16 protein-coding genes and 1 riboswitch are annotated in these 19,932 nt (G+C 65.9%); of the genes, 11 read left to right on the forward strand and 5 right to left on the reverse strand.

Going from position 1 to position 19,932, the window contains the following annotated elements; all coding sequences use genetic code 11:
• Position 1 precedes the first annotated feature (1 nt).
• Positions 2-2,170: a xanthine dehydrogenase family protein molybdopterin-binding subunit gene (locus AT984_RS15715; RefSeq protein ID WP_058720900.1), complete on the forward strand. Its 2,169-nt coding sequence runs from the start codon at positions 2-4 to the stop codon at positions 2,168-2,170.
• Between the two features lie 31 nt (positions 2,171-2,201).
• Here the strand turns inward: AT984_RS15715 and AT984_RS15720 are convergent, their stop codons facing one another.
• On the reverse strand, positions 2,202-2,402 hold the full coding sequence (locus AT984_RS15720; RefSeq protein ID WP_058720901.1) for a heavy-metal-associated domain-containing protein: 201 nt from the start codon (positions 2,400-2,402) through the stop codon (positions 2,202-2,204).
• Positions 2,403-2,537: 135 nt separating this feature from the next.
• Here AT984_RS15720 and AT984_RS15725 point away from each other — a divergent pair, with 135 nt between their 5' ends.
• Positions 2,538-4,961 (forward strand): heavy metal translocating P-type ATPase, encoded by a 2,424-nt coding sequence (locus AT984_RS15725; protein ID WP_058720902.1) that lies wholly within the window; start codon positions 2,538-2,540, stop codon positions 4,959-4,961.
• A gap of 8 nt (positions 4,962-4,969) precedes the next feature.
• Positions 4,970-5,377: a Cu(I)-responsive transcriptional regulator gene (cueR, locus tag AT984_RS15730; RefSeq protein ID WP_269465246.1), complete on the forward strand. Its 408-nt coding sequence runs from the start codon at positions 4,970-4,972 to the stop codon at positions 5,375-5,377.
• A 70-nt stretch (positions 5,378-5,447) separates the two neighbouring features.
• Here the strand turns inward: cueR and AT984_RS15735 are convergent, their stop codons facing one another.
• Positions 5,448-6,491 (reverse strand): SGNH/GDSL hydrolase family protein, encoded by a 1,044-nt coding sequence (locus AT984_RS15735; protein WP_058720903.1) that lies wholly within the window; start codon positions 6,489-6,491, stop codon positions 5,448-5,450.
• 209 nt (positions 6,492-6,700) lie between these two features.
• A complete protein-coding gene (locus tag AT984_RS15740; protein ID WP_058720904.1) occupies positions 6,701-7,066 on the reverse strand; it encodes an ArsR/SmtB family transcription factor in 366 nt (121 codons plus the stop codon).
• Positions 7,067-7,220: 154 nt separating this feature from the next.
• Here AT984_RS15740 and AT984_RS15745 point away from each other — a divergent pair, with 154 nt between their 5' ends.
• Genes AT984_RS15745 through AT984_RS15755 form a run of 3 tightly spaced genes read left to right on the forward strand, consistent with a single transcriptional unit; the run spans position 7,221 to position 11,889 of the window.
• On the forward strand, positions 7,221-8,390 hold the full coding sequence (locus tag AT984_RS15745) for an efflux RND transporter periplasmic adaptor subunit (RefSeq protein ID WP_058720905.1): 1,170 nt from the start codon (positions 7,221-7,223) through the stop codon (positions 8,388-8,390).
• Positions 8,387-11,683, forward strand: a complete 3,297-nt coding sequence (locus tag AT984_RS15750; RefSeq protein ID WP_058720906.1) for an efflux RND transporter permease subunit — start codon at positions 8,387-8,389, stop codon at positions 11,681-11,683. The genes AT984_RS15745 and AT984_RS15750 overlap by 4 nt, the downstream gene beginning before the upstream one ends.
• Positions 11,680-11,889, forward strand: a complete 210-nt coding sequence (locus AT984_RS15755; RefSeq protein ID WP_058720907.1) for a YgaP family membrane protein — start codon at positions 11,680-11,682, stop codon at positions 11,887-11,889. The genes AT984_RS15750 and AT984_RS15755 overlap by 4 nt, the downstream gene beginning before the upstream one ends.
• Positions 11,890-11,903: 14 nt before the next feature.
• Here AT984_RS15755 and AT984_RS15760 read toward each other — a convergent pair whose 3' ends face one another.
• The gene (locus tag AT984_RS15760; protein WP_058720908.1) at positions 11,904-12,767 is read right to left on the reverse strand and encodes a pirin family protein; all 864 of its coding nucleotides are present in this window, start codon (positions 12,765-12,767) and stop codon (positions 11,904-11,906) included.
• A 96-nt stretch (positions 12,768-12,863) separates the two neighbouring features.
• Positions 12,864-12,990: riboswitch (TPP riboswitch) on the forward strand.
• 123 nt (positions 12,991-13,113) lie between these two features.
• On the opposite strand from AT984_RS15760, the gene thiC reads away from it, so the two are divergent.
• From thiC to AT984_RS15785, 5 genes are read left to right on the forward strand one after another with little or no spacing between them, the layout of a single operon-like run.
• Positions 13,114-15,018, forward strand: a complete 1,905-nt coding sequence (gene thiC / locus AT984_RS15765; protein ID WP_058720909.1) for a phosphomethylpyrimidine synthase ThiC — start codon at positions 13,114-13,116, stop codon at positions 15,016-15,018.
• Positions 15,019-15,023: 5 nt separating this feature from the next.
• Entirely contained in the window at positions 15,024-16,073 is a 1,050-nt protein-coding gene (locus AT984_RS15770) for an FAD-dependent oxidoreductase (RefSeq protein ID WP_058720910.1), read from the forward strand.
• Positions 16,070-16,282, forward strand: a complete 213-nt coding sequence (gene thiS, locus AT984_RS15775) for a sulfur carrier protein ThiS (RefSeq protein ID WP_058720911.1) — start codon at positions 16,070-16,072, stop codon at positions 16,280-16,282. Before AT984_RS15770 ends, thiS begins: the two co-directional genes overlap by 4 nt.
• 11 nt (positions 16,283-16,293) lie before the next feature.
• Positions 16,294-17,100 carry a thiazole synthase gene (locus AT984_RS15780; RefSeq protein ID WP_058722378.1) on the forward strand — a complete coding sequence of 269 codons (807 nt, stop codon included), beginning with the start codon at positions 16,294-16,296 and terminating at the stop codon, positions 17,098-17,100.
• The gene (locus AT984_RS15785) at positions 17,097-18,821 is read left to right on the forward strand and encodes a bifunctional hydroxymethylpyrimidine kinase/phosphomethylpyrimidine kinase (RefSeq protein WP_058720912.1); all 1,725 of its coding nucleotides are present in this window, start codon (positions 17,097-17,099) and stop codon (positions 18,819-18,821) included. Before AT984_RS15780 ends, AT984_RS15785 begins: the two co-directional genes overlap by 4 nt.
• Positions 18,822-18,847: 26 nt before the next feature.
• On the opposite strand, the gene AT984_RS15790 is transcribed toward AT984_RS15785, so the two are convergent.
• Positions 18,848-19,585 carry an energy transducer TonB gene (locus tag AT984_RS15790; RefSeq protein WP_156422056.1) on the reverse strand — a complete coding sequence of 246 codons (738 nt, stop codon included), beginning with the start codon at positions 19,583-19,585 and terminating at the stop codon, positions 18,848-18,850.
• Positions 19,586-19,932 lie beyond the last annotated feature (347 nt).

The raw sequence follows: 19,932 nt of genomic DNA on the forward strand, positions 1-19,932 counted from the left end.
GATGGCTGATACCGCATTCACAAGCACGCGCCGCGGCTTTCTGAAATCAGGCGGCAGCGCCGCCCTGGTGATCGGCTTCGCTCTGCCCTTGAGCAATAAGGTGCAGGCCGCTGCCGCCGCTGCGGCTAGCCAGCAAAGCAATACCTTCGCCCCCAATGCCTGGCTGCGCATCACGCCGGACAACCGCATCACCGTGGTCTGCGGCTCGGCCGAAATGGGCCAAGGCGTGTTGACGTCCATCCCCATGCTGGTGGCCGAGGAGCTGGATGCCGACTGGAAGCTGGTGGGCGTGGAGCAAGCGCCCGCCCACGCGGCCTACAACAACCCCATGTTCGGCATGCAAGCCACCGGCGGCAGCACCACCATCCGTGCCCACTGGACGCCGGTGCGCCAGGCCGGCGCGGCAGCACGCGAGATGCTGGTGGCCGCAGCCGCCGAGTTGTGGAAGGTGGACGCCAGCCATCTGCGCACCGAGCGCAGCTTCGTCATCAACACGCTCAACAAAAAGAAGGTGGCTTACGGCGCGCTGGTCGAGGCTGCCTCTAAGCAAGCGGTACCCACCACGCCCACACTCAAGAGCAGCGCCGATTTCAAAATCCTCGGCAAGCCCACCGCCCGGCTGGACACCCCGGCCAAGGTCAACGGTCAAGCCAAGTTCGGCATTGATGCGCACATTGAAGGCATGCTCGTCGCCGTGATGGCGCGCGCGCCCTTCCCCGAGGCCAAGATCAAAAGCATGGATGAGGCCAAGGCCCGCGAGGTCAAGGGCGTGCGCAAGATCATCACCATCCCGCACGGCGTGGCGGTGCTGGCCGACGGCTACTGGGCCGCCAAACAAGGCCGCGATGCGCTGGCCGTGCAATGGGATTTGGGCGACAAGGCCCAGCTCAATTCGGCAAAAGTCAGCGAGCTGCTCAACGACGCCGCCAATAGCGCCGGCGCCATTGCGGCGGACAAGGGCAATGTCAAAGACGCCGCGGCCAATGCCAGCAGCCAGCACAGCGCCAGCTACGAAGTGCCCTATCTGGCGCACGCCTGTATGGAGCCGCTGAACTGCCTGGCCTGGGTCAAGGGCGACGAGGTGACGATCTGGGCCGGCACGCAAAGCCAAGGCCCCTCGCAAGGCATCTTGAGCCAGGTCGCACAAGTGACGCCCGCCAAGGTCAAGGTCAACACCATGCTGCTGGGCGGTGGTTTCGGGCGCCGTTTCGCCCCGGACTTCACCATTGACGCCACCTTGCTGTCCAAGCTCAGCGGCAGCCCGGTCAAGCTGATCTACACCCGTGAGGACGATATGGCGGCGGCTTACTACCGCCCCGCTGCCCTGGTCAAGTTCGAGGCCGCGCTGGACGAGCAAGGCCGCCCCAGCATGTTGCGCGCCGATGTGGCCTCGCCCTCCATCATGGCCGGCTCGGGCTTCATGAAGCTGCCGGAAAGCGGCGTGGACAGCCAGGCCGTGGAAGGCCTTGCCGACCACCTCTACGACATCCCGCATCAGCGCATCGCTTATGGCCGCGCCGAGCCGGGGCCGCAGGTTTGGTTCTGGCGCTCGGTGGGGCATTCGCAGAATGCCTTCTTCATCGAGAGCTTTGTGGACGAGTTGGCCGCAGCCGCCAAGGCCGATCCGCTGCAATACCGCCTGCAATTGCTGGACAAGCACCCACGCGCCAAGGCCGTGCTGCAAGCGGCTGCTTCAAAAGCCGGCTGGGGTCAGCCCTTGCCGGCAGGCGTCAAGCGCGGCATTGCCTTGGCCGAGAGCTTCGGCAGCTTGGTGGCTGAGGTGGCTGAGGTCTCGGTGGCCGCCGACGGCACGCCCAAAGTGCACCGAGTGGTGGCTGCGGTGGATTGCGGCCAGACCGTCAACCCGCAAACCATCGCCCGCCAGATCGAGGGCGCCATCGTCTACGGCCTAACGGCGGCCTTGTACGGGCAGATCACCTTGAAGGACGGGCGCGTGGAGCAAAGCAATTTCCACGAGTATCCCGTCCTGCGCATGAACGAGATGCCCAAGGTCGAGGTTCACATCATCCCCAGCATGGCCGCACCCGGCGGCATCGGCGAGCCGGGCACACCGCCCATCGCGCCGGCCGTGACCAATGCGATCTTCGCCGCCACCGGCGTGCGGATTCGCAAGCTGCCGATTGAGACGGCGCTGCTGAAGAAGGCCTGAGCGATTCGCTCAAGCCCAATTCATAGGTAGCTCAAGGGGCCGGCGGATAGCCGGCCTCGCTCAATGCCGCCGCCACTGCCTCGCGCGGCAACTCGGTTTTGACCTGCAGTTCACGCGTGTCGCGCTTGAAGTCCAGCGCGGCTTGCGCGTCTAACTCGGCCATGGCCGCGGTGATGCTGGCCACGCAATGGCCGCAGCTCATATCGGGCAGCTTGAAGTCATAGCTATTCATCTGGGTGTCCTCGTTGGAAGCATGGATGGATCAGTGCGGAAAGCTTAAACCCTGCCATCGTGGCAAGGTCAAGCTGGATGAAAAGTTTGCGCAGGCTGTTGACCTTGCCATGATGGCAAGCTTGATACTGCCGACATGAATACAAACACCTCTTCGAGCTGGGCCCTGCCCATCAGCGGCATGACTTGCGCCTCTTGCGTCAAGCGAGTGGAGAAAGCCATTGCGGCCGTGCCGGGCGTCAGCGCGGTCGAAGTCAATCTGGCGACCGAAATCGCCAGCGTGACAGGCGGCCTGAGTGATGGCGGCGCACTGGGCCTGGACACATTGCGGCAGGCCGTGGAGAAAGCCGGCTACCAGCTGACCGAGCGAAGCTGGCAGCTGCAAATCAAGGACATGACTTGCGCCTCCTGCGTGGGCCGGGTCGAGAAGGCCCTGCTGAAGGTGCCCGGCGTGCTGCAGGCCGAGGTCAATCTGGCCACCGAGACGGCCCAGGTGCGGGCGCTAAGCACCGTCGAGGCCGATCAGTTGCTGGCGGCGGTGCTGCGCGCCGGTTATGGCGCGCAGTTGCAGCAAGACAGCGAGGTCAATGCCCAGCCGGATCGCCCCAGCTGGGCCCACAGCGGTGGCCCTGTCTTGCTGGCGGCCTTGCTGTCGGCGCCACTGGTTCTGCCCATGCTGGCCGAGCTGTTTGGCGGACATTGGATGCTGAACGGCTACTGGCAACTGGCCCTGGCCGCCCCGGTGCAGTTCTGGCTGGGCGCGCGCTTTTACAAGGCCGGCTGGGCCGCACTGCGCGCCGGCAGCGGCAATATGGATTTGTTGGTGGCCCTGGGCACCAGCGCAGCCTTCGGCCTGTCGATCTACGAACTGCTGGCCTATGGCGCACACAGCATGAATCTGTATTTCGAATCGGCGGCCGTGGTCATCACCCTGGTCTTGCTGGGCAAGTGGATGGAGGCCCGCGCCAAGCGCCAGACCACCGAAGCCATCCGCGCCTTGAAGAAGTTGCGCCCCGAAACCGCCCGCGTGCGGCGCGACGGGCAAGAGCAGGAACTGCCCCTGGCCGCCTTGCGCCTGGGCGACGAGGTCGTCGTGCGCCCAGGCGAGCGCATCCCGGTGGACGGCGAGGTGCTCAGCGGCGCCAGCCCGGTGGATGAATCGCTGATCACCGGTGAGAGCCTGCCGGTGGACAAGCATGTGGGCGACCGCGTGGTGGGTGGTGCCATCAACGGCGAGGGCTTGCTGTTGCTGCGCACCACGGCCTTGGGCGCCGAGTCCACCCTCTCGCGCATCGTGCGTCTGGTCGAGTCGGCGCAAGCCAAGAAGGCGCCGATCCAGCGCATGGTCGATCAGGTCAGCGCGGTGTTTGTGCCGGTGGTCATAGGCATCGCCTTGCTGACGCTGCTGGGCTGGGGCTTTTACAGCGGCGACTGGGAGCACGCGATTTTGAACGCCGTGGCGGTGCTGGTCATCGCCTGCCCTTGCGCATTGGGCCTGGCCACCCCCACGGCCATCATGGTGGGCACCGGCGTGGCGGCGCGGCGCGGCATTCTGGTCAAGGATGCCGAGGCGCTGGAATTGGCTGCGCAAGTGGGCCTGGTGGCGTTTGACAAGACCGGCACCCTGACCCAAGGTCGCCCCCAACTGGCCGACCTGCAGGCCGTGGCCGGGCTGAGTGAAGCCCAAGCCCTGGGCCTGACCGCCGCCCTGCAAGCCGGCAGCGAACACCCACTGGCGCGGGCGGTGCAGGAACGTGCGGCCGCGCAAGGTCTGAGCGTTCTGCCTTGCGAGGATTTGCGCGCCGTGCCGGGCCGCGGCCTGAGCGGCGTGGTGGGGGCCCAAGCCTATGTGCTGGGCAGCAGCCGCTATATGCAAGAGCTGGGCGTGGACTTGGCGCCCCTGCAGGCGGCCGCGGAGAAAGCGCAGGCCGCCGGCCACAGCATGTCTTGGCTGGCCCAGGGCAGCGCCGAGGGTGGCAGCGCGCCGCGCCTGTTGGCGGCCTTGGCCTTCGGTGACCAAGTCAAAGCCAGCGCCGCGCCGGCCATTGCCGCCCTGCACAACATGGGCGTGCGCGCTTTGATGCTCAGCGGCGATAACCGCGCCGCCGCGCAAGCGGTGGGCACGCAGCTGGGCTTGGACGAGGTGCGAGCCGAGATCCTGCCCGAGGACAAGGCCCGCATCGTGGCCGAACTCAAGCTGGCCAGCAGTGCCGGACAGCAGCGTGTGGCCATGGTGGGCGACGGCATCAACGACGCCCCGGCCCTGGCCGCGGCCGATGTGGGCTTCGCCATGGCGACGGGCACCGATGTGGCCATGGCCGCGGCCGGCATCACCCTGATGCGCGGGGATGTGGGCCTAGTGGCGGAGGCGATTGCCTTGTCGCGCCGCACCGTGGCCAAGATCCGCCAGAACCTGTTCTGGGCCTTCGCCTACAACGTGGTGGGCATTCCGCTGGCGGCACTGGGCTACTTGAACCCCATGCTGGCGGGTGCAGCGATGGCGCTGTCCAGCGTGTCGGTGGTCAGCAATGCCTTGTTGCTCAAGCGCTGGAAGCCATGAGGATGAGCATGATGAAGCAAGAAGAACTCTTCAATATCGGCGAGGCGGCGGCGCGCTCGGGCGTGTCCGCCAAGATGCTGAGGCATTACGAGTCCTTGGGGCTTTTACCCAAGGTGGCGCGCACCGAGGCGGGCTACCGGCTTTACTCTGAGCGCGAAGTGCACACCCTGCGCTTCATCCGCCGCGCCCGCGATCTGGGCTTTGCCATGGCCGAGATCAGCGAGCTGCTCAAGCTCTGGCAAAACCGTCGGCGCGCCAGCAGCGATGTCAAACGCATCGCCCAAGTGCATATCGATGACCTGGATCGGCGGCTGCAGGAAATGAGCGCGATGAAGCAAGCACTGGAGCAATTGGTGCATTGCTGTCAAGGCGACGAGCGGCCGGACTGCCCCATCCTGGACGGGCTGGCCAGCTGAGTAAGGCGCGCGACCTCAAGAAAAAGGGCCGCTCGCGGCGGCCCTTGCGGTTGAGTGGAGAAAGCCCCCCTCAGGCCTTGCTGCCCACTTGGCGGCGGCGCGCCCAGGCCAGCACCGCCACACCCAGGCCGAACATGGCGTAAGTGGCGGGCTCGGGCACAGCAGCCGTCGCGTAGATCGCATCGGCCAAGAGTTGATGCCCCTTGGTGGTCGGGTGAATCCCGTCGTAGAACAAGCTGGTCGACAGATTGCAGTTCAGCGCCACTTGGCCGCAGGCATCGGTGACATTGCTCAAACCCAAGGCGGCGCCATTCATCACGGTCTGGGTCAAGAAGGCGTACATATCGAAAGTTTGCACACCGGCCTCGCCGGCCAGGCGATTGGCCAGCATGCCATCCATCGCCGCGGCGGTTTGTGAACCCCAGAACTGCGCACTGGCGCCCAAGGTAAGGGCCGTCGGCGTCCGGCCGAAGTTGGGCGTGTTCACCACCAAAATGTGTTTGGCGCCACGCCCCTGCAAAGCATCGACCATATTGCCGATGTCGAGCGCGTAGTCGACCGCGGCCTTGCCGACAATTGCCTCGGCCTCGGCTTGCGACTGGGCGCCCACCAACTGGTCCAAGGCCACCCGCACATTGTTGCCGCCGCCGGAGATGATGAACAGCTCATTGCCCGACACCGTCTTGCTCGGGTCGCCCAGGAACATGCCGAGCTGCTTCGTCATGCTGAAGGGGAAGCCGCCGGGGCCGTCGACACCATCAGCGCGGGTCTCTGCCCCACCGAAAGCATAGTTATTGCCACCAAAACTGGGGTAGCCAGGTACGCCGAAGACCCCCGATGGCGCCAGGGGCAAGCCCATCTTGGCCGCGAAGTACTCCGTCCACACGGGGCCATTGCTGTAGCGGCCCGAGGCGTAGGGCAGCTTGGAGTAGTCGGTATTGCTCAGCGGCGCAGCGCCGGGGCCGTACGCGGCCAAGAGCGCGGCGTTATTGCCTGAATCGGACAAGCTGTCGCCAAAGACCACCAGGCCGGAATAGCTGCCCGCCTGGGCCCAGGCGGCCACGGCCAGCATCACGCCACCGAGGGCGAATTTGATCGGGGAATACTGTGTCATTGCGGGTTCCTCGCTCCACTTGCTGTGTCTGTTGAAAGGACGGAGGGAAGCAAATGTCCGCTTGGCGGCGTTTGCTGCACTTGTCGCGCTACTGAAAGCCGAACGCAGCATCGCCCACCGGACGCGCGAGTGTCAATGTGATTCGGCCACGCCTTCTGGGGGGGTATGCCAGTGATTGGGCGCGCAGAACAGCACGCGCAAATCTCGCCTTAGCGCCCGGATTCACGCTCTGGCCGGGGTGCGGGCGGGAAGAATGCCGCGCGCTCCTGCGCCACCTGATCCGAACGGCGGGCAATATTCCCACACACCAGGTCGCAGAGTTCGTAGACCGCAGGGTCGGCAATTCGGAAAAAGGCACTGGTACCGCGGCTTTCACGCATCACCAAACCATGCTGCTGCAAGACCGCCAGATGGCGCGAGACATTGGCGGCACTAAAACCGCACAGCATGGCCAAGTCACCGACCCGGCGCTCTTCCTGGCGCAGCAAATTGAGAATTTGCAAGCGCGTCGGCTCGGCCAAGGCTTGAAAGTAGCCAGCGATCTGCTCCAGGGCGGCGGGGGGTAGATCTTGCATGACGGATGGGGGCGGGAGGCATAGAGTCGGGGCGTTCCCCAGTTTAGTTGAATGCTTGCGCACTTGCCTAGTTGCTTTATTGTTTATTTGCATGATTACGCAAATACGCATAGAATTTAATTGAAGCGGCCCAAGCACCAAGGACTCCCACCCCATGACCAAGACTTCACCCCACTTGCCCGAACTATTGGCGCACATGCCACGGTCGGTAGCCATTGCCGCCATGGTCGCTATTGCAGGGATTGGGTTTGCCGTCCCCTCGTGGGCTCAGCAAGCCCCTGCAAAGGCAGGATCCACGGCCAGCCCCGCCCCGCTGAGCAGCCTGCTGCTGCGGGCCGGTGGCAATGGCGATGTGCGTTTCGGCCGCAGCTTTGATGGTGTGGTGGAGGCGCAGCGGCAAACGGTGATGGCCTCGCAAGTCGCCGGCGCCATCGTGCAGATCGAGGTCAAGCCCGGCGACCGGGTCAGCCAGGGTCAGATCCTCCTGCGCATCGACGCTCGTGCTGCCAATGAGGCGGCCTTGGCCAGCGAGGCCCAGGCGCAAGCCGCGCACGCCACCTTGCAGCTGGCCACGCGTGATTTCGAACGCCAGCAGCAGCTCTTCAAACAACGCTACATCAGCCAAGCCGCCCTGGACCAAGCCGAGAGCCAGTTCAAAGCCACCCAGGCCCAGGTGAACGCGCAACTGGCGCAAGCCAGCGGCGCGCGCACGCAAAGCAGCTTGCACGTGGTGCGCAGCCCCTATGCCGGCGTGGTGTCCGAGGTGCCGGTTGCCTTGGGCGATATGGCCATGCCCGGCCGCGCGCTGCTGACCGTCTATGACCCCAAGGCCTTGCGCGTGACGGCCAATGTGCCGCAAAGCGTGGTGAGCAGCTGGGGCCCCAAGCCGCAGCTGAGCCTGGAGCTGGCCGGCCAACAAGGCATCACACCGGCGCGGGTTCAGGTCTTGCCGGTGGTGGACGCCGCCACGCACTCGGTGCAGCTGCGTTTGGACTTGGCCGACGCCAATCTGGCCGCGGCCACGCCGGGCATGTTCGCCCGCCTGTGGTTGAGCGAGGCCGCCGCTGGAGCACCTGCTACCGACAACACAGGCAAGGCGACGGGCGCCGCGCCCACACCCATCATGCTGCCGCGCTCGGCCGTGGTGCGCCGTGCCGAGTTGAATGCCGCCTATGTTTTGGACGCGCAAGGCCGGCCCTTGCTGCGCCAGCTGCGGCTGGGCCGCGTGCAGGGTGAGATGGTGGAGGTGCTGAGCGGCCTGAACCTGGGTGAGCGCGTCGCCACCGACCCGGCAGCCGCCGCCCGCTGGAAGGCACAACCATGAGCGCGCCAAATCGAATGGGTGCCAGCGGGCGCATTGCGGCCTTTTTCCAGTCCGCCCAAATTACGCCACTGCTGGCCTTGGTGGCCTTGCTGCTGGGCATCTTTGCGGTGCTGGTAACGCCCCGTGAAGAAGAGCCGCAGATCAACGTCACCATGGCCAATGTGCTGGTGCCCTTCCCTGGCGCCAGCGTGGGCGATGTGGAGCAGATGATCGCCACGCCCGCCGAACAAGTGCTGTCACAGATGGCCGGGGTCGAGCATGTGATGTCGGTGTCCAAGCCCGGCCTGGCCCTGCTGACGGTGCAATTCAAGGTCGGCGTGCCGCGCACCGAGGCCCTGGTGCGCCTCTACGACACGGTCAACTCGAATGCCGACTGGCTGCCCAGCGGCCTGGGCGCCCTGCCGCCCATCATCAAGCCCAAGGGCATTGATGATGTGCCTATCCTCAGCCTGACCTTGTTCAGCAAAGGCAACTCAGAGAAGACGGGCACAAACGACGCCAACAACGAAACCGGCGCTTTCGAGCTTGAGCGTGTCGCGCGCGGCCTGGAAGCCGAGCTCAAGCGCGTGCCCGGCACCCGCGAGGTCAAAACCATCGGCGGCCCGGGGCGCGGTGTGAACATCGAGCTTGACGCCGCCCGGCTGGCCAGCGCCGGCCTGACGGTGGCCGATCTGCGCCAGGCTTTGCAATCCGCCAACGCCGGGGCGCCCCTGGGCGAGGTCTTGCGCGGCAACAAAAGCATCGCGCTGGAGGCCGGTGCCTTCATCGCCAATGCGGCCGATCTGGAAGAACTGGTGGTCGGCGTGCGCGCCGGCAAGCCGGTTTACCTGCGCGATGTGGCCGAGCTGCGCGATGGCGCCCTGCCCGCGACGCGCTATGTCTGGCATGCCGAGGGCGGCCAGAGCTACCCCGCCGTCACCCTGGCCATCACCAAGAAGGCGGGCGAGAACGCTATCGACGTGACCCACGCCCTGACCGCCCGCGTGGCCGATCTGCGCAACACCTTGATCCCCGCCGATGTGCAGGTGGCCGAGACGCGCAACTACGGCGCCAGCGCCGATGACAAGGCCAAGAAGCTGATCCAAAAGCTGCTCTTCGCCACCGCCTCGGTGGTGGCCTTGGTCTTCATCGCCCTGGGCCGGCGCGAGGCCGCCATCGTCGGCACCGCCGTGATGCTGACGCTGACCGTCACCCTTTTCGCCAGCTGGGCCTGGGGCTTCACGCTCAACCGCGTGTCGCTGTTTGCGCTGATCTTCTCCATCGGCATCCTGGTGGATGACGCCATCGTGGTGGTGGAGAACATCCACCGCCACCAGCAACTCTTCCCCGGCCGCAGCCTGAAGGACATCATCCCCGGCGCGGTGGATGAAGTGGGCGGCCCCACCATCTTGGCCACGCTCACCGTCATCGCCGCGCTGCTGCCTATGGCCTTTGTGTCGGGCTTGATGGGGCCGTATATGAGCCCCATCCCCATCAACGCGAGCATGGGCATGTTGCTGTCGCTGGCGATTGCTTTCACCGTCACGCCTTGGCTGGCGCGAATCTGGATGAAGGCCTCTCCTGCCACTGATGCATGCCACGACGCAGATGCAGGCTCAACAGAAGGCGCACCACATGCGCACCAAACACATGGCCTGGCCGCCAAGCTGGCGCCGATGTTCGAGCGCATCTTCACCCCGCTGCTGGACGCCAAGCGCGGTGGGCGCAACCGTGGCCTGCTGGGCCTGGGCATTGCTGCGCTGATCGCCCTTTCGCTGGCCTTGCCGGCGGCGGGCTGGGTGGTGCTGAAGATGCTGCCCTTTGACAATAAGTCGGAGCTGCAAGTGGTGGTGGACCTGCCCGTCGGCACGCCGCTGGAGCAAACCGCCGCCGTGCTGCGCGAGCTGGGCGCCTATCTCGACGGCGTGCCCGAGGTCCGCCACTACCAAGCCTATGCCGGCAGCGCCTCGCCGATCAACTTCAACGGCCTGGTGCGCCAGTACGACCTGCGCAGCGAACCGCAACAAGGCGATATCCAGGTCAATCTGGTGGATCAGAAACACCGCAAGGAGCAAAGCCACGCCATCGCCCTGCGCCTGCGGCCGGAGCTGCAAAAAATCGGCCAGCGCTTTGGCGCCAATGTGAAGTTGGTGGAAGTGCCGCCGGGCCCGCCGGTCATGTCGCCCATCGTGGCGGAGATTTACGGCCCCGAGGCCGCCGGCCGCAACGCCGTGGCCGCCCAGGTGCGCGCCGTCTTCGAGGCCAGCGCCGGCCTGGTGGATGTGGACGACAGCCGCATCGCCAGCGCCCCGCGCCAGCTGTTGCTGATCGACCGCAGCAAGGCCGCCCTGCTCGGTGTGCCGCAAAGCTTGATCGTTAGCACCTTGCGCGCAGGCTTTGCCGGTGAGCCCGTCACCTATCTGCACGACCAAAGCCGCAGCCCGGTGCCCGCGGTGCTGCAACTGCCGCCCTCAAGCCAAGGCGATATCAACAGCTTGCTGGCCTTGACGGTGCGCAGCCAAAGCGGCGCCAGCGTGGCGATCCGCGAGCTGGTGACGCTGTCAGACACGCTGCGCGAGCAGCCGATCTTCCACAAAGACGGCCTGCCGGTGAACTATGTGATGGCCGATATGGCCGACGCCAAAACTGGGCTGGACAGCCCCCTCTACGGCCTGTTCAAAATGCGCGGCGAGATCCAAAAAATCAGCACGCCAGGTGGCGGCACTCTGCAAGAGTTCTTCATCAAGCAGCCCACTGATGCCCTGCGCGACTACAGCATCAAATGGGACGGCGAATGGCAGATCACCTATGAGACCTTCCGCGATATGGGCCTGGCCTATGGCGTCGGGCTGATCCTGATCTATCTGCTGGTGGTGGCCCAGTTCGGTTCCTACCTGACGCCGCTGATCATCATGGCGCCGATCCCGCTGACCATCATCGGCGTGATGCCCGGCCACGCTCTGCTGCACGCGCAGTACACGGCCACCAGCATGATCGGCATGATCGCGCTGGCCGGCATCATCGTGCGCAACTCGATTCTGCTGGTGGACTTCATCCAGCTGCAATTGCGCGAAGGCATGGCGCTGGAGCGCGCCATCATCAGCGCCGCCACCGCACGCGCCCAGCCCATCATCCTGACCGGCCTGGCGGCCATGATGGGCGCCTTCTTCATCCTCGACGACCCGATCTTCAACGGTCTGGCGATCTCGCTGATCTTCGGCATCGCCATCTCGACGCTGCTGACTTTGGTCGTTATCCCCTTGCTCTACTTTGTGGCCTACCGCCACGCCCATCCAAAGGAAATTCAATCATGACCACCTGGCAACTCGTGCGCGTCATCGCCGGCACCTTCATCCTGGCTTCGCTGGCCTTGGGCCTGCCCGGCAGCCCCGTCTTTCACTCCCAATACTGGCTGGGCTTCACCGCTTTTGTGGGCATCAACTTGCTGCAGAGCGGCTTGACGAAATGGTGTTTGATGGAGTCCATCCTGGCCAAGCTCGGCCTGCGGCGCGGTAACTGAACGCGGCGGACGAATCAGGCCAGCCGGCCTTCCTGAAAGTCCCGCACGGCCTGCTTGAGTTCCGTCTGCGTATTCATCACAAAGGGGCCGTACTGCGCGATCGCCTCGCCCAGTGGTCGGCCAGCGATCAGCAAGGCACGCGCGCCCGCGGCGCCGGCGCTGAAAGCAACGCGGTCCGCCCCCGGCGTATTGGCCAATAAAGCCATGCGCTGGGCCGGCACCGGCGCGCTGTCGGCATCAAAACTCAGCTCGCCTTCGTAGACATAAACAAAGGCGTTGAAGACCTCGGGCAGGCTTTGCTCGAAGCTGGCGCCGGGCTGCAGATGCAGGTCAAGATACAGCGGCTCAGTAGTGTCGCGCTGCATGGCGCCGGCCTGGCCATGGCTGGTCCCTGCGATCACACGCAGCAAGCCGCCAGGGATTTGCACCTCCGGGATCTCCGCCGCCGGAATGTCCCGATACCAGGGCGGGCACATCTTGTCTTTGCCGGCGAGGTTGAGCCAGAGCTGAAAGCCAGCCATGCGCCCGGCCGTCTGCTCTGGCATTTCGGAATGGATCACGCCGCGCCCGGCCGTCATCCACTGCACGCCGCCATCACCCAACAAGCCCTCGTTGCCTGCTGAATCGCGATGCCGCATGCGGCCCTGCAACATATAGGTGATGGTCTCAAAGCCGCGATGCGGGTGGCTAGGGAAGCCGGCGATGTAATCACCCGGCTGATCGGAACCGAAGGCGTCCAACATCAAAAAGGGATCGAGCCGGCGCTGCAAGTCCTGGGTCAGGACACGGGTGAGCTTGACGCCCGCGCCGTCGCTGGTGGCTTGGCCGGTGATGATGCGCTCGACGCGGCGGGCGGGGCTTGATACAGGCTGTGACATGGAATCGCGGGCGATGGTTTGAACTTGTCGGCGACCTTAGCAGCTTTCGCCCCGGCGCTCATGGTTCAAGGATATGCGCCTTGGGCCCTATACTCGCGCTTCGCTCCGGGGAGCCCTGCTGCGCCAGACTTGTTCTTGCGCCGGGCTGAGACATGGTGGAAGCCATGGACCCGCTGAACTTGATCCGGTTAATACCGGCGTAAGAAGAGCCTGCTCATGTTCCCACTCGCCCACCTGGTTTTGCGCCAGCGCGCCGGCTTTGAGCAAGACCTGACCCTGCGCCCGTATGCCACCGGCCCTGGGTTTGGCACTCCGGAGAATTCTCTCAACCGGAGCCCGCCAGCGCATGAACACCGTCACCACCCCTCAGCTCAGCGAAGCCGCTGCAAGCGCCATCGATTTCGAAGCCCGGCTGCTGCAAAGCCGCAGCCCTCTGCCGGCCTCCAGCAAACAGTATTTGAGTGGCCAGATCCACCCGGAACTGCGTGTACCACAGCGCGCCATCAGCCTGACAAACGGCGAAGTGGTGAGCGTGTACGACGCCTCCGGCCCCTACACCGACCCGGCCGCTGCGATTGATGTGCACCGCGGCCTGCCCACCCCACGCGCCGCCTGGGTGGCAGCGCGCGGCGACAGCGAGGCCTACCCGGGCCGCGAGATCACGCTGATCGACGACGGCCTGCGCGACCAGGCCCAGCAGCAGCGCTTGCACGAGCTCAGCGCCGGCCTGCGCCGCCAGCCGCGCCGCGCCAAGGCGGGCGCCAATGTGACGCAGATGCATTACGCCCGCCGCGGCATCATCACGCCCGAGATGGAGTTTGTGGCCATTCGCGAAAACCAGCGCCACGAGTGGATGCGTGAGTACGAGCAAGATGCCGAACGCGAAGCGCGCCTGGCCGGCAACCCCTTCGGCGCCAGCATTCCCAAGATCATCACGCCTGAGTTTGTGCGTGATGAGGTGGCACGCGGCCGCGCCATCATCCCCGCCAATATCAATCACACCGAGCTGGAGCCGATGGCCATCGGGCGCAACTTCCTGGTCAAGGTGAACGCCAATATCGGCAACTCCGCCGTCACCTCCAGCATCGAGGAAGAGGTCGAAAAGCTGGTGTGGAGCACCCGCTGGGGCGCGGACACGGTGATGGACCTGAGCACCGGCCGCAATATCCACACCACCCGCGACTGGATCGTGCGCAACAGCCCAGTGCCCATCGGCACGGTGCCGATTTATCAGGCGCTGGAGAAGGTTGGTGGCGTGGCCGAAGACCTGACCTGGGCCATCTTCCGCGACACCCTGATCGAGCAGGCCGAACAAGGCGTGGACTATTTCACCATCCATGCCGGCGTTTTGCTGCGTTATGTGCCGATGACGGTGAAGCGCCGCACCGGCATCGTCTCGCGCGGCGGCTCCATCCTGGCCAAGTGGTGCATTGCGCATCACCAGGAGAACTTCCTCTACACCCACTTCGAAGACATCTGCGAGATCATGAAGGCCTATGACGTCAGCTTCTCGCTGGGCGATGGCCTGCGGCCCGGCAGCCTGTCAGACGCCAATGACGAGGCCCAGTTCGCCGAACTGCGCACCCTGGGTGAGCTGACCAAGCTGGCCTGGAAGCACGATGTGCAAACCATGATTGAAGGCCCCGGCCATGTGCCCATGCACATGGTGCAGGTCAATATGACCGAGCAGCTCAAGCACTGCGACGAAGCGCCCTTCTACACCCTGGGCCCGTTGACCACCGACATCGCCCCCGGCTACGACCACATCACCAGCGGCATTGGTGCGGCCATGATCGGCTGGTTCGGCTGCGCCATGCTGTGCTACGTCACGCCCAAGGAACACCTGGGCCTGCCGGACCGCGACGACGTCAAGCAAGGCCTGATGGCCTACAAAATTGCCGCCCATGCCGCCGACATCGCCAAGGGTCACCCCGGCGCACGGGCGCGTGACGATGCCTTGTCCAAGGCGCGCTTCGAGTTCCGCTGGGAAGACCAGTTCAACCTTGGCCTGGATCCGGACACCGCGCGCGCCTTCCACGACGAGACCCTGCCCAAGGACAGCTCGAAAGTGGCGCATTTCTGCTCCATGTGCGGGCCGAAGTTCTGCTCGATGAAGATCACGCAAGACGTGCGCGACTACTCGGCGCAGTTGCAGGCGGACCAGCAGCTGGCCGAGCAGGGCATGCAGGCCAAGAGCGCCGAGTTCAAGGCGCAGGGCAGCGAGATCTACATCCCGATTCAGAAGGCTTGAGGCCGATGGCACGCATTGCCATTGCTGGCGCGGGCCTGGCCGGGCGGCTCGTCGCTTTCGCGCTGAGCCGCGCCGGCCACGCCGTGCAAGTGTTCGAAGCCGGCCCCGGCCCCGCGCCCAGCTTCGACGGCCAGGGCGCGGCAGCCTTCACCGCAGCCGGCATGCTGAGCCCGCTGGCCGAGATGGAGAAGGCCGAGCCCGAGGTGGCCGAGCTGGGCTATGCCTCGCTGCGGCTATGGCCGCAAATCGTCGCCAGCCTCCGCCTGCCGGTGCAGCTGCAATGCCAGGGCAGCCTGCTGCTGGCGCATCGGCAAGACCTGGGCAGCGCCCAGCGCATCTTGGCCCGCTTGCCCGGCGCGCCAGCGCCCCTGGCGGCCGGCGCGCTGCGTGAGCTGGAACCGGCCTTGCTGCCCAGCGGCTTGCTGGCCTGGCTGCTGCCGGGCGAAGGGCTGATCAATCCCGTGCAAGCCATGGCGGCGCTGCATGCGGGCGCGGAAGGCGCGCAATGGCATTGGCAGCAGCCCGTCGCCAGCGTGGAAGCCGGAGGCTTGCTGCTGGCGAATGGCACGCGGGTAGCGGCAGACTGGGCCATTGACACACGCGGCCTGGGCGCGCGCTCCGCCGAGCTGCCCTTGCGCGGCGTGCGAGGCGAGGTGCTGCAGCTGCGCTTGACCAGCCACGGCTTGCGCCGCCCGGTGCGCCTGCTGCACCCGCGCCACCGCGTCTACCTGGTGCCGCGCAGCGAGAGCGAGCTGATGCTGGGCGCCAGCGAAATTGAAAGCGAAGACCGCAGCGAGGTCAGCTTGCAAAGCGCGGTGGAGCTGATGGCTGCCGCCCACAGCGTGATGCCGGCCTTGAGCGAAGCCCGCATCACCCGGCTGGACCGCAATCTGCGCCCCGCCCTGCCCGATAACAAAGCCCTGGCCCACTGCGCACCCGGCCTGATCCGCCTGAACGGCCTCTACCGCCACGGCTGGCTGCTCGCACCGGCCCTGGTGCAGCAAGTGCTGAACCAAGCCGGCCTGGCCACACTTGAACAAGAGCTTCACCCATGAGCACCCACATCCAGATTTTTCTTGACGACCAAGCCCTGTCCCTGCCCGCACCACTCAGCTTGGCCGATTTGCTGCAGGCGCATCAGCGTGCGCCGGAAAGCGTGGCCACGGCCCTGAACGGCATGTTTGTGGCCCGCGAAGCCCGCGCACAAACGCAGCTGGCCCATGGCGATGCCGTGCTGCTGTTCAAAGCCATTGTGGGCGGTTGAGGGTCATGATGATGTCCACCCCCGACGCCCTCTGTATCGACGGCAAGACCCTCCATAGCCGCCTCTTCCTCGGCAGCGCCGGCTACCCCAGCCCGCAGACGCTGGTGGCGGCCATTCAAGCCGCCGAGTGTCAGGTCTTGACCCTGGGCCTCAAGCGCACCTTGCAAGCCGGCGACAACGGCTTTGTCGCCATGGCCATGCAAGCCGCCCGGGCCCAGGGCGCGCACTTGCTGCCCAATACCGCGGGCTGCCGCACGGCGCGCGAAGCGGTGCAACTGGCGCAGATGGCGCGCGAGCTCTACGGCACCCACTGGATCAAGCTGGAAGTGGTGGGTGACGAGCACACCTTGCAGCCCGACCCTTTCGAGCTGCTCAGCGCCGCCACCGAGCTGGTCAAGGACGGTTTCACCGTCTTCCCCTACTGCACGGAAGACTTGATCCTGTGCCGCCGCCTGCTGGAAGACGCCGGCTGCGCCGTGCTGATGCCCTGGGGCGCGCCGATTGGTTCGGGCCAGGGCCTGCTGCATCTGCAAGCCCTCAAGACCCTGCGCGAGCGCTTGCCGCAGGCCACGCTGATCATCGACGCGGGTCTCGGCGCGCCTTCGCAGGCCGCGCAAGCGCTGGAGCTGGGCTTTGACGCCGTGCTGCTGAACTCGGCAGTGGCGCAGGCGCGCGCGCCGGTGGCCATGGCCGCTGCTTTTCGCGACGCCGTGCGGGCGGGGCGCCAAGCCCATCTGGCCGGGTTGATGGCGCCGCAAAGCTTCGCCACGCCCTCCACCCCGGTCAGCGGCCACGCATTTTTGCTGGGCCAGCCATGAACAGCGCCTGGCCACAACCCTGCTTGCCGTCCGCTTATGCGCCGGATCAGCAAGACCTGACCCCATCACGCTTGACCCCATCACACTCGGCGCCGCCCATCATCTGGAGCATTGCCGGCACCGACAGCGGCGGTGGCGCCGGCCTGGCCGCCGATCTGCGCGCCGCAGCGGCCATGGGCGTGCACCTCTGCCCGGTCATGGCAGCGGTGACGGCGCAGAACTCGCTAGGCGTGCAAGCCGTTCATGCGCTGCCGGAGGAGTACATCGAGACCCAGCTGGCTGCCCTGTCCCAGGACATGCGGCCCCGCGTCATCAAGTGCGGCCTGCTGGCCAGCGTGGCGGCGGTGGAGGCGGTGGCGCGCTGCGTCGACGCTTTGCGCAGCGATGTCAGCCGTGGCCCGATCGCCCTGGTGGTGGACCCGGTGCTGGGCGCCACGGCCGGCGGCGCGGCCTTTGCCGATGCGGCTCTGATTGAGGCTTATCGCGAGCTGCTGCTGCCACGCGCCACCTTGATCACGCCGAACCGCCGCGAGGCACAAAGGTTGGCGGCTGGCAGCGATCAACTGAGAGTGCCCGAGCTGGCCGAGGCCTTGCGAGCACTCGGGGCAGAGGCGGTTTGCATCACCGGTGGCGACGATCTCGCACTGGGCGCTGCCGAGCCAGCTGATCCCGCCAGCTCAGCTGGCTCCGTCAACGCGCTGGCATTGGACTGGCTAGCTGCGAGCCTGGGCAGCACCCCGGTCAACGGCTGGTTGGCACTGCCACGCCTGCCGTCCATCCATCACCATGGCAGCGGCTGCACCTTCGCCACCGCTGCCGCAGCCGCCTTGGCGCACGGCTTCCCGCTGCCCGACGCCGTGCTGCTGGCCAAGATGCTCACTTGGGCCGCCGTGCGCGACGGCCATGCCGCCGGTCAGGGCGCCGGGACGGTGCGCGCCAGCGCCGGCTTCATCGAAGACCCCAGGTGCATGCCGGTGATGGGTTTTGCGGATGAGCGGGCATTGAGCACCGCCACGCTGGCACGCTGGCGCAGCGTGTTAGGAGAAGCGCCCAACAAGCCTGCGGCCGAACTAGGGCTCTACGCCATCACCGACAACCCGGACAAGGCGGCAGCACTACTCGCCCTGGGCCTGCCTCAGGTGCAACTGCGCATCAAGGCTGACGCCGCTAGGGCGCATCTGCAGGCCGACATTGCGGCCGCCGTGCAAGCGGCAGCCGAGCCCAGTCAAGGTCAACTCTGGATCAACGACCACTGGCAGCTTGCCCTGGCCGCTGGAGCACAGGCCCTGCACCTGGGTCAGGAAGACTGGGCCGGCTTGAGCGCCGCGCAGCGTGAATTGATTGTCAGCAGCAAGGTGAAGTTAGGCATTTCCAGCCATAGCCTGTGGGAATTGGCGCGCGCCCGAGGACTGAACCCGACTTATATCGCCTGCGGCCCGGTCTTTGCGACCACGACCAAAGACATGCCTTGGCGCCCGCAGGCCATGACTAATCTGCGCTGGTGGGTGCGCATGGCCGGCCGGCCGGTGGTGGCGATTGGCGGGCTGCTGACATCGACGCAAGTGGCAGATTGCGCCGCCCAAGGCGTGGCAGCGGCCTGCTTGGTGAGGGCTGCAGATGCGGCGCTGGCCGAGCCGGATGCGAGCGCCGCCTTGCGGCCCTTCGAGCAAGCTTGGCGCGAGGGACGGCAAGGCTGGCTGCAGGAAGAAAACCAGGCGTAACGAAAATCGGCGCCCGGCCGCGCGGCCTACTCCTGGGCGCCAAAGCCCACTTCGACCCGACCTTCGCGGGGCCGTGAGATCGGCTGGAAGCGCCACTTCGAAATCGCATCAATCGCCAGCTGGGTCAGCCGAGTATTGGTGGAACGCAGCGCCATGGCCTGCTGCACGCTGCCATCGGTCTGCACCATGAAGCTCAACAGCACCGAGCCACCCGTGAAGTCTTTCAGATAGCGGCGCGGCACCTCGGGCTCGACACGGTGAATCAGGGTCAGTGTCGGTTCCTCCTCCACCACTGGTGGCGCCGCAGGCTTGGGCACGGCCGGGGCGGCCAGAGCCAGCACGGCAGCATCCTTGCGCTCGGCGGCTGGCGCAGGCTCGGCAGCAGCGGTTGCAGGTGGCGTCGCGTTAGCGGCTGCAGCGGCTGCCGCCGCTGCCAGAGTGGCTTCTGTATTCGACGAGCGGCCGGCTGCGGCGGGCGCGGCCGTGTTATTCGTGCTGGCGGCAGGCGCCTTGGCAACGCTGGGTTTAGCTGGGGCAGGCGCAGCAGCCGGTGCGGCCGCATTCTGCTTTTTGTTGGCGGCTTCGCCTTGGAGGCGAATCCAGGTAAACACCCGATCGGCCTGCTTTTGCGCACGCTCCTCGGCCGCTTGAGTGGCGTCCTGCTTGGCATCCGATTTGGCATCTGCGGCGCTGCCAGAGCTGGTCTGCGCCAGCACCTGCGGCATCAAACCGGCCAGCGCGGCCAAAGCAATACAACTCGGCAAGCACCGAATCTTGCGGACTACAAGACGCATATTCAAACACTCCCCCTCAACTCATCAAGCACACCATGAATCGCCCTATGCCGCCGGCAGCCCTGATCTTGCTGAGCAGATGAGCAGCGCTAGAGCCGCCCCTGTCTCGTCAGTTGACTGCCTGTTCAAGCCGTGCAATTCCCACGGGCGCAGGCGTGGGGCAGTGTAGGGACGACTCGCCCATCTCCACTGCCGGGGTTTGCCCTAGGATTAGCTCGCTTTGCCAAATAGATAACGCAATTGGCGGGCAGAGTGACGGGGCGAGCCGCTGGCGAACAGGCGCCGCCAGAACAAAAAAAGTGGGCACGGCTGCCCTC

The sequence above is a fragment of the Paucibacter sp. KCTC 42545 genome, assembly GCF_001477625.1.
Taxonomy (GTDB): Bacteria; Pseudomonadota; Gammaproteobacteria; order Burkholderiales; family Burkholderiaceae_C; genus Paucibacter_A.